Source organism: Acinetobacter sp. CIP 53.82, assembly GCF_000369465.1.
Classification (GTDB): Bacteria; Pseudomonadota; Gammaproteobacteria; order Pseudomonadales; family Moraxellaceae; genus Acinetobacter; species Acinetobacter indicus.
The window spans coordinates 113,431-129,102 of record NZ_KB850046.1 but is presented as its reverse complement, the minus strand read 5'-3'; the positions used below and the strand labels follow the sequence as shown (position 1 = coordinate 129,102).

General features: G+C 46.3%; 15 protein-coding genes. 5 read left to right on the top strand and 10 right to left on the bottom strand.

Features of this window, described 5'->3' with window-relative positions; translation table 11 throughout:
- The first annotated feature begins 111 nt into the window (after positions 1–111).
- On the top strand, positions 112–849 hold the full coding sequence (locus F905_RS06280; RefSeq protein ID WP_005178643.1) for a hypothetical protein: 738 nt from the start codon (positions 112–114) through the stop codon (positions 847–849).
- On the opposite strand, the gene thiM is transcribed toward F905_RS06280, so the two are convergent.
- The 3 genes from thiM to F905_RS06265 all read right to left on the bottom strand — a co-directional run bounded on the left by thiM (position 846) and on the right by F905_RS06265 (position 3,340).
- On the bottom strand, positions 846–1,709 hold the full coding sequence (gene thiM, locus F905_RS06275) for a hydroxyethylthiazole kinase (RefSeq protein WP_005178641.1): 864 nt from the start codon (positions 1,707–1,709) through the stop codon (positions 846–848). The two genes, F905_RS06280 and thiM, sit on opposite strands and share 4 nt — an antisense overlap.
- A gap of 11 nt (positions 1,710–1,720) precedes the next feature.
- Positions 1,721–2,887: a hypothetical protein gene (locus F905_RS06270; RefSeq protein WP_005178640.1), complete on the bottom strand. Its 1,167-nt coding sequence runs from the start codon at positions 2,885–2,887 to the stop codon at positions 1,721–1,723.
- Positions 2,888–3,082: 195 nt separating this feature from the next.
- A complete protein-coding gene (locus F905_RS06265; protein WP_005178638.1) occupies positions 3,083–3,340 on the bottom strand; it encodes a hypothetical protein in 258 nt (85 codons plus the stop codon).
- A gap of 664 nt (positions 3,341–4,004) precedes the next feature.
- Between F905_RS06265 and pepN the strand changes: the two genes are divergently transcribed.
- Together pepN and F905_RS06250 are read left to right on the top strand one after the other, a co-directional pair.
- The gene (pepN, locus tag F905_RS06255) at positions 4,005–6,611 is read left to right on the top strand and encodes an aminopeptidase N (protein ID WP_005178633.1); all 2,607 of its coding nucleotides are present in this window, start codon (positions 4,005–4,007) and stop codon (positions 6,609–6,611) included.
- A 240-nt stretch (positions 6,612–6,851) separates the two neighbouring features.
- The gene (locus tag F905_RS06250; RefSeq protein WP_005178631.1) at positions 6,852–7,067 is read left to right on the top strand and encodes a hypothetical protein; all 216 of its coding nucleotides are present in this window, start codon (positions 6,852–6,854) and stop codon (positions 7,065–7,067) included.
- A 70-nt stretch (positions 7,068–7,137) separates the two neighbouring features.
- Here F905_RS06250 and F905_RS06245 read toward each other — a convergent pair whose 3' ends face one another.
- Entirely contained in the window at positions 7,138–7,584 is a 447-nt protein-coding gene (locus F905_RS06245) for a universal stress protein (protein WP_005178630.1), read from the bottom strand.
- A gap of 106 nt (positions 7,585–7,690) precedes the next feature.
- The gene (locus tag F905_RS06240; RefSeq protein WP_005178628.1) at positions 7,691–8,134 is read right to left on the bottom strand and encodes a universal stress protein; all 444 of its coding nucleotides are present in this window, start codon (positions 8,132–8,134) and stop codon (positions 7,691–7,693) included.
- A 284-nt stretch (positions 8,135–8,418) separates the two neighbouring features.
- Here F905_RS06240 and F905_RS06235 point away from each other — a divergent pair, with 284 nt between their 5' ends.
- Complete coding sequence (locus F905_RS06235; RefSeq protein WP_005178627.1) at positions 8,419–9,438, top strand: alpha/beta hydrolase; 1,020 nt, start codon at positions 8,419–8,421, stop codon at positions 9,436–9,438.
- Between the two features lie 25 nt (positions 9,439–9,463).
- On the opposite strand, the gene F905_RS06230 is transcribed toward F905_RS06235, so the two are convergent.
- From F905_RS06230 to F905_RS06215, 4 genes are all read right to left on the bottom strand, one after another.
- Positions 9,464–10,642, bottom strand: coding sequence for a benzoate/H(+) symporter BenE family transporter (locus F905_RS06230; protein ID WP_005178626.1), 1,179 nt, complete (start codon positions 10,640–10,642; stop codon positions 9,464–9,466).
- A gap of 108 nt (positions 10,643–10,750) precedes the next feature.
- Positions 10,751–11,404: a leucine efflux protein LeuE gene (gene leuE / locus F905_RS06225; protein WP_005178625.1), complete on the bottom strand. Its 654-nt coding sequence runs from the start codon at positions 11,402–11,404 to the stop codon at positions 10,751–10,753.
- 91 nt (positions 11,405–11,495) lie between these two features.
- A complete protein-coding gene (gene tal, locus F905_RS06220; protein ID WP_005178624.1) occupies positions 11,496–12,479 on the bottom strand; it encodes a transaldolase in 984 nt (327 codons plus the stop codon).
- A 95-nt stretch (positions 12,480–12,574) separates the two neighbouring features.
- Positions 12,575–13,465, bottom strand: coding sequence for an HTH-type transcriptional regulator AceR (locus F905_RS06215; protein WP_005178622.1), 891 nt, complete (start codon positions 13,463–13,465; stop codon positions 12,575–12,577).
- Between the two features lie 98 nt (positions 13,466–13,563).
- Here F905_RS06215 and aceI point away from each other — a divergent pair, with 98 nt between their 5' ends.
- Positions 13,564–13,998, top strand: coding sequence for a chlorhexidine efflux PACE transporter AceI (gene aceI, locus F905_RS06210; protein ID WP_005178621.1), 435 nt, complete (start codon positions 13,564–13,566; stop codon positions 13,996–13,998).
- Positions 13,999–14,102: 104 nt separating this feature from the next.
- Here the strand turns inward: aceI and F905_RS06205 are convergent, their stop codons facing one another.
- Entirely contained in the window at positions 14,103–15,614 is a 1,512-nt protein-coding gene (locus tag F905_RS06205) for an acetyl-CoA C-acetyltransferase (RefSeq protein WP_005178620.1), read from the bottom strand.
- Positions 15,615–15,672 lie beyond the last annotated feature (58 nt).

Here is a 15,672-nt window from a genome sequence, read left to right as displayed (position 1 = left end):
TACAATGATTTATCACAAAATGGACAAATCCAGGAAAATAGTGATAACTGATTCCGGGTTGTGACACTAAAATGAGTCTAAAAAATTAAAACAATCATAGGGTGAAGGATTATGGATATCACTGAGACGGTGTTTGACTTCAAAGCCTTATCCACACAACAACAAGATTATTTTTTTGAAAAAATTGCCGAGTTTGATCAGCAGGTGTTTACGTTAACCTGTGAAAAGGAGCTAAAGAAATATCTGTATGACCCGCAGGCAATTTCGGTCACTATTATTCAATATCATCATCGTGGCAAACTGGTCGGGCAGACCATTATTCCACTGTTGGCCTTAACCCTGTTACATCAGCCAATTCTGGTGGTCAACTCACGCGCCAGTTTTTTAAAAAGCTATCGCCATCAATACAACCATAAAATCATCAACAGTGCGCTCAAAGCCATGCTGAACCAGCGCTTTAAATATCCTTTAACGCCCATGTGGTTTATTGCCACCATCAACCAGCCGAAGCTTTATGCACATTTTGTATCACGTGTTCGGGGCTTTTATCCACGCAGTGATATCCGGATGCCGGAGGATTATTTAAGCGTGTTGCAGGTGATGGCCAGCCGGCAACACGACATCCAGAAGCGTGATGAAGATATTTATGTGCATCAGACCTGTGTGCCGCTGCGCAGTGAAGAGGAGCTGCAACAGTTAAGAGTGCATGCCAATCCGCATTGCGATTTTTTTCTGCAACACGCACCGGACTATTTTGATGGCATCGGCCTGATGTGTATTTGCCGTTTAGACAGTAAAACCCTGACCGAAACGGCACTCAACTTTGCTTTGGACTGGAAGGTGTCTTAAGGCGCCAGAAATTTTAAATCGGCATGTTCACGGATGGTGTCCGCATCCAGACTGAAAATTGCATCTATAAACGCCACATTAAAACTGCCAACCTGTGAACTTTGCGCGTGGGCCAGTTTTCCGGCAATGGCAAAATGGACATGCGCGGCAATGGTGGCAATGGTCACCGGACTGACCGCGGCATACGCTGCAATTAAAGCGCCTAGGGCACAGCCGGTTGCGGTGACTTTGGGCTGTAATTCCGAGCCACCATTCACCTGCACCACCTGTTCAAGCTGTCTGGACAGAATAAAATCGGATTCACCGGAAATGGCAATACATTCGGCATGCGCCAATAAGCTTTTGGCCTGTGCATATACCGCGGTGCTGTCCAGGGTCGAATCAACACCTTTGGATTCTACCTGTGCGCCGGCCAAGCCGCCAATTTCCGACGCATTGCCGCGAATCACACTCGGTTGAAAGGCCAATAGCGCATCAACCATATCTGAGCGCCATTTTAAGACGGGCCCATAACCGACCGGGTCCAGCACCCACGGTTTGGCAAGACGCTGGGCCGTTTCTGCCGAAATCTGCATGGCCTGCATCTGTTCGCTGGTCGGTGTGCCCAAATTAATACTTAAGGCGCTGCAAATACTGCTAAAGCTTTCTGCTTCAAAAGTATTATCAATCATGGCCGGTGATGCACCGGCAGCCAGCAGAATATTGGCGGTGTAATTGGTGGCGACACTGTTGGTGATACATTGCACCAGTGGTTGCCGGGTTTTAAGCAGGCTCCAGGCTTCAATAATTTTTTCAATCATTGCCGCGGTTTCATCGGGCAGGCTGCTGTCAAGAGTGGAAAGCTGTTCTGGATAATTCATCAGTTACCCCTTTATTGGGTAAAGTAGTGGTCTTGCTGTTTACAGCGACGGCAGAACAAGGACACATAATGCTGGGCATCATAATCGACATCCAGTTCATCCGAGCCGCAGTGCATACAGCGTTTTAAGGCATAAAATTTTAAGCGCGGTTCAATCTTTTCCCAGATTTTCCAGATCGGTTGTACAAAGATCATTTCATCATAATTGAGAAAACGGAAAAATAGAATTTCCACCATTTTGCTCATCGGTAGTTGTGGTGGATGTGGCAGCGTGGTGGTCATCCATTTTTCTTGCAGGCCACGTTCACGGTACTGTTCTACGGTTTTTTTCAGCAGATTGGTATTAATGAATTTTTCATTGCGCGGCTGTAATAATTTCTGGCCATGCAGATAATCCAGCGCGGTTTGCACCAGATAAAAAATCTGACCCGCTGCCAGGCTGTCCAGCAGGCGAAAACACAGGCTTTTAAAACTGTTATTGCCAGAAATTTGCACCTGCCAGATGCGGCAATAAAACTGCATGAACTGCACCACTTTTTCATACATCAGTTCATAGATGGCATCTTTGACTTCATCTGAACTGTGAAAGGGCACGCCCTGACTCAAATTCTGGTAAAACCATTGTCGAAGCTGATGGGTAATACTGAACAGGCTCGGCTCCGAATAACCGTCCAGCCGCACATTCACATAATACTGGCCGGCTTCATCGGCAAATTCCTTGGCCACCAGAATCTGCTGGTCAAGCAGCTGTTTGATCAGCTGTTTCTGATATAAATAGTTGGGTGAAAAAGGCTGGAATTTAATTCGCTCCCAGTAAATATATTCATCATGCTGGGTATTTTCATGTACCTGATCGTCCAGCATCGACAATAAAAACAGTTTCTGGATAAAGCTTAACTGATTCAGCTTGTGCTCAATCATGTCTTTATCTTTGCCTTTATTTTTGAGCTTGCGGTTTTCCTGTACCAGCGCTTCTTTAATCAGCTGTTTGCGTTTTTTTTCACAGGCCGGGCAATGACAACTGTGCAAATTGCCCGGATACACTTTATGTTCGCAGTAACTGCACTCGTGATAGCTCAGCTCCTGATCGTACTGTTCGGCTTCCACCCAATACATGGCAGCGCGGCACAGCGGACACGAGGTGCTTTCATCTAACTGTTTTTGCAGAATCTGGAGCATATTCAGGTGCAGTCATCATTTTAGAAATAGGATGTCTGGATTATACATGGCTGGGCCGCATTGGTTTGCTCAAAAAAACATAAAGCAGAAAACTTGGACACTATGCTGAATTTAAACGCCCTGACTTGAACAGCTCTTTTTCATAAAAAATACGGCAGGACGCCGTATTTTAAATGGAAGTTAGAGGAGAGAAGATTATACCGGACACGGTAGCGAATCATCCTCCTCACCAAGTTGCTTGGCCTGAATCAGCGCCTGTACTTTTTTGCTTGGGATTTTCTTGCTGCCCAGGGCATCATAGGTATTCAAAATAGAGGTAACTTCATTGGTCTGCATGGGAATGCCTTCACAGCTCATAAAGAGGGCAATCACTTTATGGTCGATGTTGGCCTGATCGAGGGTTTGCAGGGTTTTAATATTTTCTACACGGACGATATGCTCTTTTAAATACATCTCACACCTCTTCTCGTTTTTTCATCATTGTTATCATGCGCTCGGCGCCTTTAAATACAAGCAAGAAGCGTGCACAAAATGTAGCCGATTTGAAAATAATGTAATGACCTACGCTGAAATGGCGATCCATCCAACTGAAAGCGTCATTTAGCCGATAACTGTTTGACTCTAGAAGCGAAATTGAAAAGCTAAATTTGAATAAATCTCCCTTCGCAAATGCTGGCAAATTGTCACCGGATTTATCTTGACGAAGTCTAAATAAGCCTCTGTTTAGACTTGGGAAATTATCCGGTTTTATCTCGCAGTATATTTTTAGCTGCACAGATCACAGGTCTTTGATTACAGAATGTAGTCAAGTGGCAGCTTTATGTAGGAACTTGTATCTCAATAGCGCAGAATTTCAGGTCAGATGGGCAGAACAGCACCAACATGGCGCAACACCAGCGCGAGAAGATTTTAGCGGGCAGATTAAGCTGTTGGATTCGCTGCATAATTCAGCATCTCTGTATTTTTAAACAGATTTAATTGAATGATGAATTGAAAAGTTGTGGCCGGATGCCCATATTAGAACAGAAGCGCATTCAGCAGACAGACTGAAAAAGTTGGCGTATGATCAAGACATCATCCGCATAATGCCCCGGCGTATAAACAATTAGGACATGATATGAATATCGCAGCAAATCCAGTGGTTGAAGCAGACCAAACTATTTATTTAAAAGATTATCAAAAACCTGCATTTCTGGTGGATTCAATTAATCTGGATATTCAGGTGTATGCAGACCACACCATCGTCAATGCTATTTTGGAGATGCAGCGCCAGACCGAAGGTGATCTGGTGCTGCTGGGCCGTGACCTTGAGCTGAAATCTATTCATCTGAACAGTCAGCAACTGACCGAAAATGACTATCAGCTTGATGCTGAACAGCTGGTAATTCAGAATGCGCCAGATCGTGCACGTATTGAAACCCAGGTGGTGATTCATCCGGAAAGCAACACCATGCTGGAAGGTCTGTATCAGGCTGGTGATCTGTTTGTGACCCAGAATGAGCCGGAAGGTTTCCGTAAAATTACCTTCTATCCGGACCGTCCGGATGTGCTGTCGGTATTTACTACCCGGGTGGAAGCCGATAAAAAATATCCGGTGCTGCTGGCCAATGGTAACCTGATTGAAAAAGGCGAGGTCGATGCCCAGCGTCATTATGCGATCTGGCAGGACCCGACCAAAAAGCCAAGTTATCTGTTTGCCTGTGTGGTCGGCGATTTAGCGGTGCTGAAAGACAGCTATGTGACTTCTGAAGGCCGTAATGTGGCACTGGAAATTTATGCGGTAGAAAAAGATATTCCTAAATGTCACATCGCCATGGAAGCGTTAAAACATTCCATGCGCTGGGATGAAGAATATTATGGTCTGCCGTATGACCTCGACAACTATATGATTGTGGCGGTTAGCCAGTTCAATATGGGCGCGATGGAAAACAAGGGCCTGAACATCTTTAACACCTCTTGCGTGCTGGCCGATGAAGAATACACCACCGATGCGGCAATTATGCGGGTTCAGTCGGTCATCGCACACGAATATTTCCATAACTGGACCGGTAACCGGATTACCTGTCGTGACTGGTTCCAGCTGTGTCTAAAAGAAGGCTTGACCGTTTTCCGTGACCAGTCGTTTTCAGAAGATTTACAATCGGCCGCAGTACAACGGATTGATGATGTCGCTGTATTAAAAGCGCATCAGTTCCCGGAAGATTCTGGCCCATTGTCGCATCCGCCACGTCCAGATCATTTTGTTGAAATTAATAACTTTTATACCGCCACGGTGTATGAAAAAGGGGCGGAAATTAACCGCATGATGTCGACCTTGCTCGGCAAGGAAAAATTCCGCGCGGGTACCGATGAGTATTTCCGCCGTCATGATGGTCAGGCGGTGACGGTCGAAGACTGGGTTGCGGCACTGACTGCCGGTTCAGGCGTTGATTTATCGGCATTTTTAACTTGGTATAACCAGCCGGGTACTCCAAAACTGCAGACACATGGCGAGTATGATGCTTCGACTCAAACCTATCGTTTAAGCTTTAAACAGAGCCTGAAAGCGCATCCGAAATATCCAGACCTGAAAGCCGTGCCAATTCCGGTGGCTTTGGCGCTGTTTAATGCTGAAACCGGCGAGCAATATGCGCTGCAATCTGAGGCCCTGTTTGAAAATGGCGTAAAAGATGGCGTGTATCTGTTTGATCAGGATGAGGCAACCATCGAATTTAGCGGCATTAATGCCAAACCGGTGGTGTCGCTGTTACGTAATTTCTCGGCGCCGGTAAATCTGGAATTTGATGCCAGTGATGCCGAGTTGGCCTTCCTGATGCAGTATGAAACCAACGGCTTTAACCAGTGGCAGGCGACCCAGACCTTGCTGGAGCGCATTTTGCTAAATGGTCATGCGGTAGAAAGTTATCTTCAGGCCATGAAAAACACGGTGCCGGCACTGGTCAATCAGGACCCGTTACTGGCCTCACGAATTTTTGATGTACCAAGTGAAGGTTATTTGGGCAGCCGGATTGATCAGCACTATAGTCCGGTGGACATTCAGGAAAAACGTGAAGCCTTGTTAAATACGCTGGCGCGTGAATTGGGTGCTTTCTGTAAGGAAACTTACTTAAGTCTGGACCCGGACCTGCAAAAAGAGTTTTCACAGGCCATGGGCGTGCGTGCGCTGAAGAATATTATGCTCAGTCTGATGGCACGTCAGGGCGATACCGAAGCCTTTGATCTGGCGCATCAGCAGTATCAGAATACTGGCAATATGTCAGAACGTTTAGGCGCGCTACGTGTACTGGTCTGGAATGATGCACCGCAAGCCGAATCCTGCCTGCAGGATTTCTATGACCGCTTTAAAGATGAAGCGCTGTCTTTAGACCAGTGGTTTACTGTACAGGCCTCCCATCCAAATGCAACGGCTGAAACCATTCATACCTTAACCCAGCATCCGGACTATGATCTGGGTACGCCAAACCGCATTCGTTCGGTCAGTGGTGGTCTGAATATGAATCCGGTAAATACCTGGAGTTTTGGGGTGCAGCATTATATCCATCTGGCCAAATACCTCGATGAAAAGAACCCGATTTTAGGTTCACGTTTGCTGCAGGTGCTGTCACGCTGGTATACGCTGGATGAACCACAGCGCAGTCAGGTACAGGTGGCCCTGGAAACCTTGAAGCCCTTGGTGAAATCGAAAAACGTGGTTGAAACTTTAAACAGTATGCTGAATGTCTAAACCGGTGCAGCTTTCGCTCGAAAAAATAGAATAATGAAGATTTATTTTATTTTCTCGGTATTTAGCTGTAACTTTATGTGAACTTTCCCGCATATTCGCGGGGAGTATGCTAAATTAAGGCTGAAACGTGTTTAGATAATTTAAATAAAAAAGCTCATCATTGTGGTGGGCTTTTTTATTTTTAGCCTGGAAAGGTTCAGGTGAAAAAGCCGGGTTCTGGCGTGAACAAGAGGTTGAGTGATGCTGGTTAAAATTGAAGATGGTTTTTACTTGAATTCACGACATATTATTGCGTTAAGAGTGAACAGAATATTGAATGAAGAGCGTTTTATGGTGTCTATTGAATATACACCACACTCGATGCAGGACAAGGGGCTGTATCAGCGCATCTTTCCGAATAAAATTGAAGCAGAACTGTTTTTACAGGCATTGCATCAGGAAATTTCCAAACCCTGACCGCTGTTCAGCAGATTTAAAAAAAACTCCTCACGTTGAGGAGTTTTTTTATGGCAGCTTTAGATTTACTTTAGACTTTTACAATTAGCACCGGAATAGGCGATTGGGTCAGCACGTTTTGCGCTACGCTACCCAGCATCATTTTCTTGAAACCGGTCCGGCCATGTGAGCCCATAATAATCAGATCGGCACCGACTTCATCGGCAATCTGCATAATGCCATCTGAGGGTGAAACGCCGTGCGCCAGTTTCTGATCGACCTGCACGCCTTCACGCTGGAAAGAATCAAGAATTTCCTGCAAGCGCAGTTTGGCATTTTTTTCGGCCTGCATGAAATAGTCGGTAATGGCCGGAGCAACTTTATAAAAATCGACGCCGACAAATGGGTCAACCGCAATCACGCTCATTACCGTGACCTGGCAGCCTAAATCTTTGGCCAGACTTAAAGCCTGTTCTACAGCAGCATAAGAAATCGGGGATTCATCCACTGGAACAAGAATATGTTTATAGCTGGTCATGACAGTTTTCCTTATTTTTACATATGAATATCGCGGGCTTTATTGAAACTGACAGTGAATGAAAGTACATCAAAAGCATTCAGGATTCTGAACTGTAGTAGGGCAATTAGGCCTTAATGACCAGCACCGGCAATTCAGAACTGCGCAGTACATCCTGAGCAAAACTACCGAGCAGGAATTTCTGGAAGCCTTTACGACCGTGTGAACCCATCACAATCAGGTCAACGCCCATTTCTTGTGCAGCTTCAACCACATGCTTGGCCGATACTTCACCTTCCACAATTTTAGTACTTACAGTAACGCCTGCAGCTTCGGCAATTTGCTGGCCTTCTTTCAGGGCTTTTTGTGCATTACCGTGTGCCTGCACAAAGTATTCTTTCATGATGGCAGATGAATAATAGAAATCGGCATCAGTGAACGGGTCTTCCGCCACCAGACTCACCAGACTCAGCTGACTGTTAAAGGCACGGGCAATTTCAGCTGCATGTTGCACCGCAGAATAGGAAATTTGAGAACCATCGACCGGAACGAGAATATGCTGATACGCCATGGAGAAACTCCTTATTGATATAATGAACTTAATGTTTAGCTATACTCTATAGATAGCACATCACCGGGGGGCATTCAATTTATTCCGGTGTTCTGTCTGCAAAAAAGATACAGATTTTCAATCACAATACCACTTAAGTAGGTCTTTGATTTAACAAATAATTCTGACTGGAATACTCTACATTGTCAGATCGCATTGTCGTGAAAAACCGGGTTCCATCTGCGCGGCGGCTGCTTTATAGTGAAGAAAAATAAAACAGCTGTATAAACAGGAAGATGGGTGAAATGAAGTATCTGATGTTAAGTCTGTGCATGAGCTTGCTGCTGGTGCTGAGTGGCTGCCAAAGCACAGCCGGTAATAGCCGTATTATTGCTGGCGCATTTAATCTGACCACCCAATTGCAACAGAAACTGATGGATCGGGATGCACCGCAGCAGGTACGGGTGCTGGAAAATATCCAGTATCAGCAAGATCCGGATTTAAGCCTGGATGTCTATTTGCCAGCACAGACACCTGATGATACCGGATTACGCCCGGCCGTGGTCTGGATTCATGGCGGTGGCTGGATTTCCGGTTCCAAAGCCCATGCGCGCGGTTATTTTAAACGGCTGGCAGATGCCGGTTATCCGGTGTTTTCACTGCAATATCAACTGGCGCCAGCGGCGACTTATCCCACCCAGTTACACCAGATTAATCAGGCACTGGCCTATATTCAGGAACATGGCGCGCTGTTTGGTGTTGATGCCGAGCAACTATTTCTGGCTGGAGATTCTGCCGGTGCCAATCTGGCCAGCCATTATGCAGCCTTGTTGAGTAATCCGGAATTTGCCGCGCATTCGGAATTTGTGCCGGTTCTGGCCTTAACACAGCTGAAAGGGGTGATTTTGCACTGCGGGATTTATGATTTACCGTATTTTATTAAAACCGCGCCGGATGAAATCAAAATTGTCGAGTGGGGCATTTATAACATGGTACAGGCCTATACCGGCGACCGCAAACAGGATGCGGAATTTCTGCAGCAGATTTCACCGATTCAGCATATTACTCCCGCGTTTCCACCGGTATTTTTAAGTGGCGGCAATAAGGATTTTCTGACTGATACTCAATCTTTACCGCTGTTAGAGGTGTTAAAGCAGCAGCAGGTGCCAGTAAAAGCAGTATTTTATCCCGACTCTAAACGCTGGCTGATTCATGAATATCAGTTCTTAATGCATCTGCCCGAAAGCCAGCAGACTTTTGAGCAGACCCTGTCATTTCTGGCCGATTATAGTAAAGCGGATCAGACAGATAGATCCGCGCCCTAAAATCTGCTGGTCATCATGTTAGTCTTTAGGATTTGGCTTTCCAGTGAAATTTCATCACCAGTAACACCACCAAACCGCAAACCAGTCCCCAGAAGGCCGAGCCAATGCCCCAGAACTGGATGCCTGAAGCGCTTAGTAAAAAGGTCATTAATGCGGCTTCCCGGTCATCGGCCTCTTTAAAGGCAATAAAGGCGTTATGGCCAATGGTGCCAAACAGGGCGATACCGGCCAATGCAGTAATCAGCACTGCCGGAAAAGACATCAGCAGGCTGGTTAAGGTGGCGGCAAACAAGCCCATCAGGATATAAAACAGGCCACAGCTCATGCCGGCAATATAGCGTTTTGATGGGTCCGGATGCACCTGATGATCCAGACTAACGGCGGCACTAATCGCTGCAATATTCACGCTATAACAGCCAAAAGGCGATAACACGGCCTGCGCGGTACCGGTCCAGCCGAGCAACTGATTAACATGCGGCTGATAGCCATAGCTTTTAATAATGGCGATGCCGGGTAAATATTGCGAGGCCAGATTAATCACCAGCAAAGGTAAAGCCAGACCTAAAATAGCGGGCAGGCTAAATTCCGGACTGATCCACACCGGTTGCGCCAATGACCAGCTCACCACAGGAAAATGGAAATCCAGTACCAGCGGGCACAGCAGCATCGCGGCAATTACGGTCAGCACAATGCTATAGCGTGGCCAGAAGCGTTTTGACAGTACATAGGCTGCTAGTAAAGACAGGATAAATGCCCATTCATGCTGAATGCTGGCGAACAAGGCAATGCCGAATTTTAGCAGTACGCCGGCCAGCATGGCGCTGGTCAGGCTTTGTGGAATATAGCGAAACAGACGTTCAAAAATCCCGAAAAAACCCAACAGTGCGGTCAGCACGCCGCACACCAGAAAAGCCCCAATGGCCTGATTCAGGCTATAACCACTGCCCGTGGCAATAATCAGGGCCAGCCCGGCGGTTGACCAGGACGTCGACACCGGATATTTGTATTTCCACGAGAGCAGCAAGCCAGACAGGCCAATGCCCAGACCCAAAGCCCAGAACCAGGAGGTAATCTGTTCGGCTGTGGCCCCTAAAGTTTGCGCCGCCTGAATCACCAGTACGGCAGAAACACTAATACCAATTAAAAAAGTGATAAATCCAGCAAAAACAGCCGGAATAGAAAAATCATGTATAAGCTTTTGCATAATCCGTTGCACAATAAAAATGGGAGAGAAAGCCGATAAATCATACGCCTTTCAATGGCCATCTAAAAGTTCAAATCTTTATCAGAAGTTAAAAATTTTGCTTGATTTTTATAGGGTCGAGCTGGCCAGTTTTAAGCCAAAACCACAAAACAGCAGGCCAACTGCGGCCACACCGCTCGCGGTAAGGCGGTAATTCCGGTTGAAATAGGTCGCCAGTTTCATTCCGGAAATAATCAGAATTGACAGATAACTCATGCTGATGATTTGCAGAATAATGGCCAGCAGGGTAAAAGTCAGCGCCGGATAAGGATAGGCCGGATCAACAAATTGCACAAAAAAAGACAGATAAAACAGAATCGCTTTCGGATTTAAAATACTAATGGTTAATGCGGTGCGAAAAGGATGAACCTGTTCTGGCGTACTGCTGCTATTCTTGGTTTGAGTCGAGCGGCTTTTTTCGGGCTGCCAGGTGCGATAGGCGGCAATCATCAGGCGTATGCCCAAATAACTTAAATACAGCGCGCCAATCATTTTCAGCGCTATAAACAGCCACGGAAAACTGTGTAGCACTGAAGCCGCACCAAAGGCAGTACACAGAATTAAAATCAGGTCACCGGTATAAACGCCTAAAGCGCCCAGATAGCCGGCTTTAATGCCAAAGCGTGAGGCAATTGACATCACATATAAAGAGTTGGGGCCGGGCAGGATCACAATTAAAATGGTTCCAATAATGAACGTCATTACGTCAGTGATACCAAACACAGGAAATCCAGAGAACTAAAAAGGCCGATGCAGCATTATATAGCAACATCGGCCTGGAATACGCGCACAGCGGCGCGGCTAAACAGAAAAATTAAGCTTTAATTTCGGCATCAATACCAAAGCCTTGGCGCAATAACTGGCTTAACTGTTCACGCGCTTTAATAAAGCCATCAATACCGCTTTGCAGTAACTGGAAGGCCATTAAGTCATGTTCCAGCTGCTGTTTAAATTTCTCTTTTGTGATCGGCTCCAGCTCGCCTTGAGCTTCAATCGTGTCACTTGAGAGTTGTGCTGTGACTTCACGCTCATCCTGTTCCAGTTCGGCCAGCAGGTTGGGTGAAACGGTTAACAGGTCACAACCGGCCAGCGCCAAGACCTGATCAATACTGCGGAAGCTGGCACCCATGATTTCAGTCTTCACCGCATGCTGTTTGTAGAACTGGTAAATCTTTTTCACGGACAGCACACCCGGATCTTTTTCAATTGGGTAGTACATGACATTTTCGGCTTTTTTGTACCAGTCCAGAATACGCCCGACAAAAGGGGAAATCAGCGTGACGTTGGCATCAGCGCAGGCATGTGCCTGATGCAGACCGAATAGCAAGGTTAAATTGGTATGAATGCCTTCTGCTTCCAGCTGTTTTGCGGCCTGAATGCCTTCCCAAGTTGAAGCAATTTTAATCAGGATGCGTTTCTGATCAATACCATATTCTTTATATAGCGCCAGCAGTTCTTTGGCTTTGGCAATAGTGGCATCTGTATCATAAGACAGCGAGGCATCTACCTCAGTCGATACACGGCCATCAATCAGTTTAAGAATTTCTACCCCGAACTTGACGGTTAAAATATCAATGGTGCGTTCAATCAGTTCGTCTTGCTGATAACCTTCTGCTTTGGCCTGATCAAAGGCTTCGGTTAAAAGCGGTTTACTGTCGGCCTGTTCAGCCGCCGCGGTAATTAAAGACGGGTTGGTTGTTGCATCTAAAGGACGAAACTTTTCAATGGCAGTTAAGTCACTGCTGTCGGCCACAATAGTTGTTAAGCGTTTTAATTGGTTTAAGGCGTTCTGTGTCATTGAATCCGCTTCTCTAGTTGTTCGGTTATTGCTTATGCAATTATTTATAACACAAACTGGATTTAACCCAAGTGAAAAGCGTTACAGATCAGTGTCTAATTTGTGCTTTTTCGTTGATTGCGCAAGTGATTAATCAAAAAACGAGCAGCCAGCCCCAGTTTGCTTTCACGGCTCCAGACCAGATCGACAAAATATTCAAACTTGGGCGAGAAATCCAGAAAGTCCAAAACCTGTAGTTGCTGCTTTAAGTTCGGGTTTTCATTCAGCATTTGCAGCGGCAACACACCCCAGCCCAGACCCTGTAAAATTAACGAGCAGGCAGTATGATGATTATCAGTGCGCCAGTACTGTTTGGAAAATAACAGTTCCGGCTGAATACGACGGTCACGGCTGGCCACCACAATTTGCCGGCTGTGCAAAATAGCTTCAAAGCTGACCGGTGCCTGTTGAGCCAAGGCAAAATCTCGGGCCGCCACCGGCACCAAGGCTTCGCGTTTCAGTTCTACAAACTGCTCGCCACTGTCGAGCTGTTCACGTTCAAACATCACTGCCAGTTGCGCCGACTGTTCGACCAGCATGTGCATGGCATCTTCCTGTGGCGCTGAAAATATATTGATCTGTAGCGTTGGAAATTCCTGCTGCAGCAGGGCAATGTACTGAGTCCAGTCGCTATGAATCAGCTCGGAAACCACCACAATATTCAGTTCTGATTCCAGCCCTTCACTTAACGCTGCGGCATGCTGTTTCCACTGGTTCATTTCAACCAGCAGTTGCTCGGTCTTTTCATACAGGGTTAATGCCTGTGCGGTCGGCACCGGTTCACGCCCGATGCGTTGAAATAGATTCAAGTTCAGGTCAATTTCCAGATTGGCAATTGACATACTTACTGCAGATGGCACTTTTCCCAGTTGCCGCGCCGCTGCGGAAAAAGAACCGCATTCAATCACGGTTTTAAAGATGATCAGCTGTTCCTGGTTCACATTCATGGGTAGCAACCTGTCAATAATATTGAAAAATTCTAACTCGATTTGTCGATAATTTAAAAATAAGATGGCAGCAATTGATGAAATAGATACGGTTTAACATGTTGCTGTCGAAAAGAAGATTAATTCATGCCTTGAGTTATGAACTGATTTTACTGGTGATTATTGCCCTGGCTTTAAGCCTGATTTTCAAGATGCCGCTGGAAGTGACCGGTAGCCTGGGTGTGGCCATGGCAGTAACCTCGGTCTTGTGGAATATGCTGTTTAATCATTTTTTTGAAAAATTTGAAGCACGCAGACAGCTCCAGCGTACGGTGAAAGTACGGATTTTACATGCCATTGGTTTTGAGGGTGGCTTAATGTTAGCCACCATTCCAATGGTGGCCTATGCCATGCAGATGAGTCTGCCCGAGGCCTTTTTGCTGGATTTAAGCCTGACCTTATGTATTTTGGTCTATACCTTTATCTTCCAGTGGGGTTATGACGCGATTGAGGTACGTTTGGGCTATGCACCGGCCTATCGTGAGTCTGTTTAAAATACGTCTGATGAATTTAAGAGCAGACAATAAAAAGGTAATAAAACGTCCATAAAAAAAGCCACTGCACCAGGCAGTGGCTTTTTCAGTGAAGGCAGGGGAAATTACTTCTCGACAATCGCTGTTACACCTTGACCGCCTGCAGCACAGATTGAAATCAGCACACGACCTGAACCTTTTTCATTCAGCAGTTTGGCAGCAGTCGCCAGAATACGTCCGCCGGTTGCAGCAAATGGGTGACCAGCAGCCAGAGAAGAACCTTTTACGTTCAGCTTGTTACGATCAATTGAACCCAATGGTGCTTCTAGACCTAAGCGATCTTTACAGAATTTTGGATCTTCCCAGGCTTTTAAGGTCGACAGCACTTGTGAAGCAAAAGCTTCGTGAATTTCATAGTAGTCAAAGTCTTGTAGAGTCAGACCGGCACGTTCCAGCATCCGTGGTACGGCATAGGCTGGCGCCATAAGCAGGCCTTCTTTCTTCCCGACAAAATCAACTGCAGCCGTTTCCTGGAAGGTTAAGTAAGCCAGTACGTCATGACCATTGGCTTTGGCCCATTCTTCAGAAGCAAGCAAAACACAAGATGCACCATCGGTCAGTGGGGTTGAGTTGCCTGCGGTCATGGTACGCGCATCACCTTTACCAAAGGCTGGTTTCAGTTTAGCCAGTTTCTCTACTGAAGAATCCGGGCGCAAGTTGTTGTCACGCTCTAAACCTAAGAATGGTGTGATCAGGTCATCAAAGAAACCTGCTTCATAGGCGGCTGCCATTTTCTGGTGTGAAGATGCAGCAAGTTCATCCTGCGCTTCACGCGAGATGCCCCATTCCAGCGCAGTAATCGCCTGATGGTCACCCATTGACAGACCGGTACGTGGTTCACCATTTTTCGGTGCATCCATCAGGTCTTTGATATTGATTTTGGTCAGCGCTTTTAAGCGGTCTTTACCGGTTTTGGCAATATTCAGCTCCAGCAGGGCTTTACGTAAACCGTCACCAAAAGCAATCGGGGCATCGGAAGTGGTATCGACACCACCAGCAATACCGACTTCAATTTGGCCCAGAGCAATTTTATTGGCCACTAAAAAAGCTGCCTGCAAACCGGTTCCACACGCTTGCTGAATATCGTAAGCAGGTGTTTCAGGAGCCAATTCCGTGTTCAGTACACACTCACGAGTCATGTTAAAATCACGGCTGTGTTTGAGTACGGCACCGGCAACGACTTCACCGAGGCGTTGGCCTTCTAAACGATAACGTTCTACCAGACCATTTAAAGCGGCGGTGAACATATCGATGTTTGAGGCAGTGAAGTAAGCGCCATTTGAACGTGCAAATGGAATGCGGTTACCACCGATAATCGCAACGCGACGGACAGTATTTGGGCTCATGGTATTATCCTGTTGACCAGATGTTTCAGTTGTAGTTTCAGAAGGAGGAGGGGTTGTACTTTTTTTACGGGTAGATGCCGCACGGGTGCGTGCAGGTTTAGCCGCAGGGTTTGCTGACGAATTTGCCGTGCCAGAACTTTTGGTTGTACGCGTTGTACTTTTTGATGTATTTGACACAGTTTCTGTAGCAGAATTTTCGACCGCCGGATTTTCTTGAGTTGTTTTGCTCATAAGGCTTTTCCAAGCATGTTGATGATCTTCTTAGGGGTTACATTAGCATAATCTAGAA

Coding starts and splice junctions, on each gene's coding strand:
- tal (WP_005178624.1), bottom strand. CDS start 12,479: ATGACACAGAACGCCTTAAACCAATTAAAACGCTTAACAACTATTGTG.
- F905_RS06265 (WP_005178638.1), bottom strand. CDS start 3,340: ATGTATTTAAAAGAGCATATCGTCCGTGTAGAAAATATTAAAACCCTG.
- F905_RS06235 (WP_005178627.1), top strand. CDS start 8,419: ATGAAGTATCTGATGTTAAGTCTGTGCATGAGCTTGCTGCTGGTGCTG.
- thiM (WP_005178641.1), bottom strand. CDS start 1,709: ATGAATTATCCAGAACAGCTTTCCACTCTTGACAGCAGCCTGCCCGAT.
- F905_RS06230 (WP_005178626.1), bottom strand. CDS start 10,642: ATGCAAAAGCTTATACATGATTTTTCTATTCCGGCTGTTTTTGCTGGA.
- F905_RS06205 (WP_005178620.1), bottom strand. CDS start 15,614: ATGAGCAAAACAACTCAAGAAAATCCGGCGGTCGAAAATTCTGCTACA.
- F905_RS06270 (WP_005178640.1), bottom strand. CDS start 2,887: ATGCTCCAGATTCTGCAAAAACAGTTAGATGAAAGCACCTCGTGTCCG.
- F905_RS06215 (WP_005178622.1), bottom strand. CDS start 13,465: ATGAATGTGAACCAGGAACAGCTGATCATCTTTAAAACCGTGATTGAA.
- F905_RS06250 (WP_005178631.1), top strand. CDS start 6,852: ATGCTGGTTAAAATTGAAGATGGTTTTTACTTGAATTCACGACATATT.
- F905_RS06245 (WP_005178630.1), bottom strand. CDS start 7,584: ATGACCAGCTATAAACATATTCTTGTTCCAGTGGATGAATCCCCGATT.
- F905_RS06280 (WP_005178643.1), top strand. CDS start 112: ATGGATATCACTGAGACGGTGTTTGACTTCAAAGCCTTATCCACACAA.
- pepN (WP_005178633.1), top strand. CDS start 4,005: ATGAATATCGCAGCAAATCCAGTGGTTGAAGCAGACCAAACTATTTAT.
- F905_RS06240 (WP_005178628.1), bottom strand. CDS start 8,134: ATGGCGTATCAGCATATTCTCGTTCCGGTCGATGGTTCTCAAATTTCC.
- aceI (WP_005178621.1), top strand. CDS start 13,564: ATGTTGCTGTCGAAAAGAAGATTAATTCATGCCTTGAGTTATGAACTG.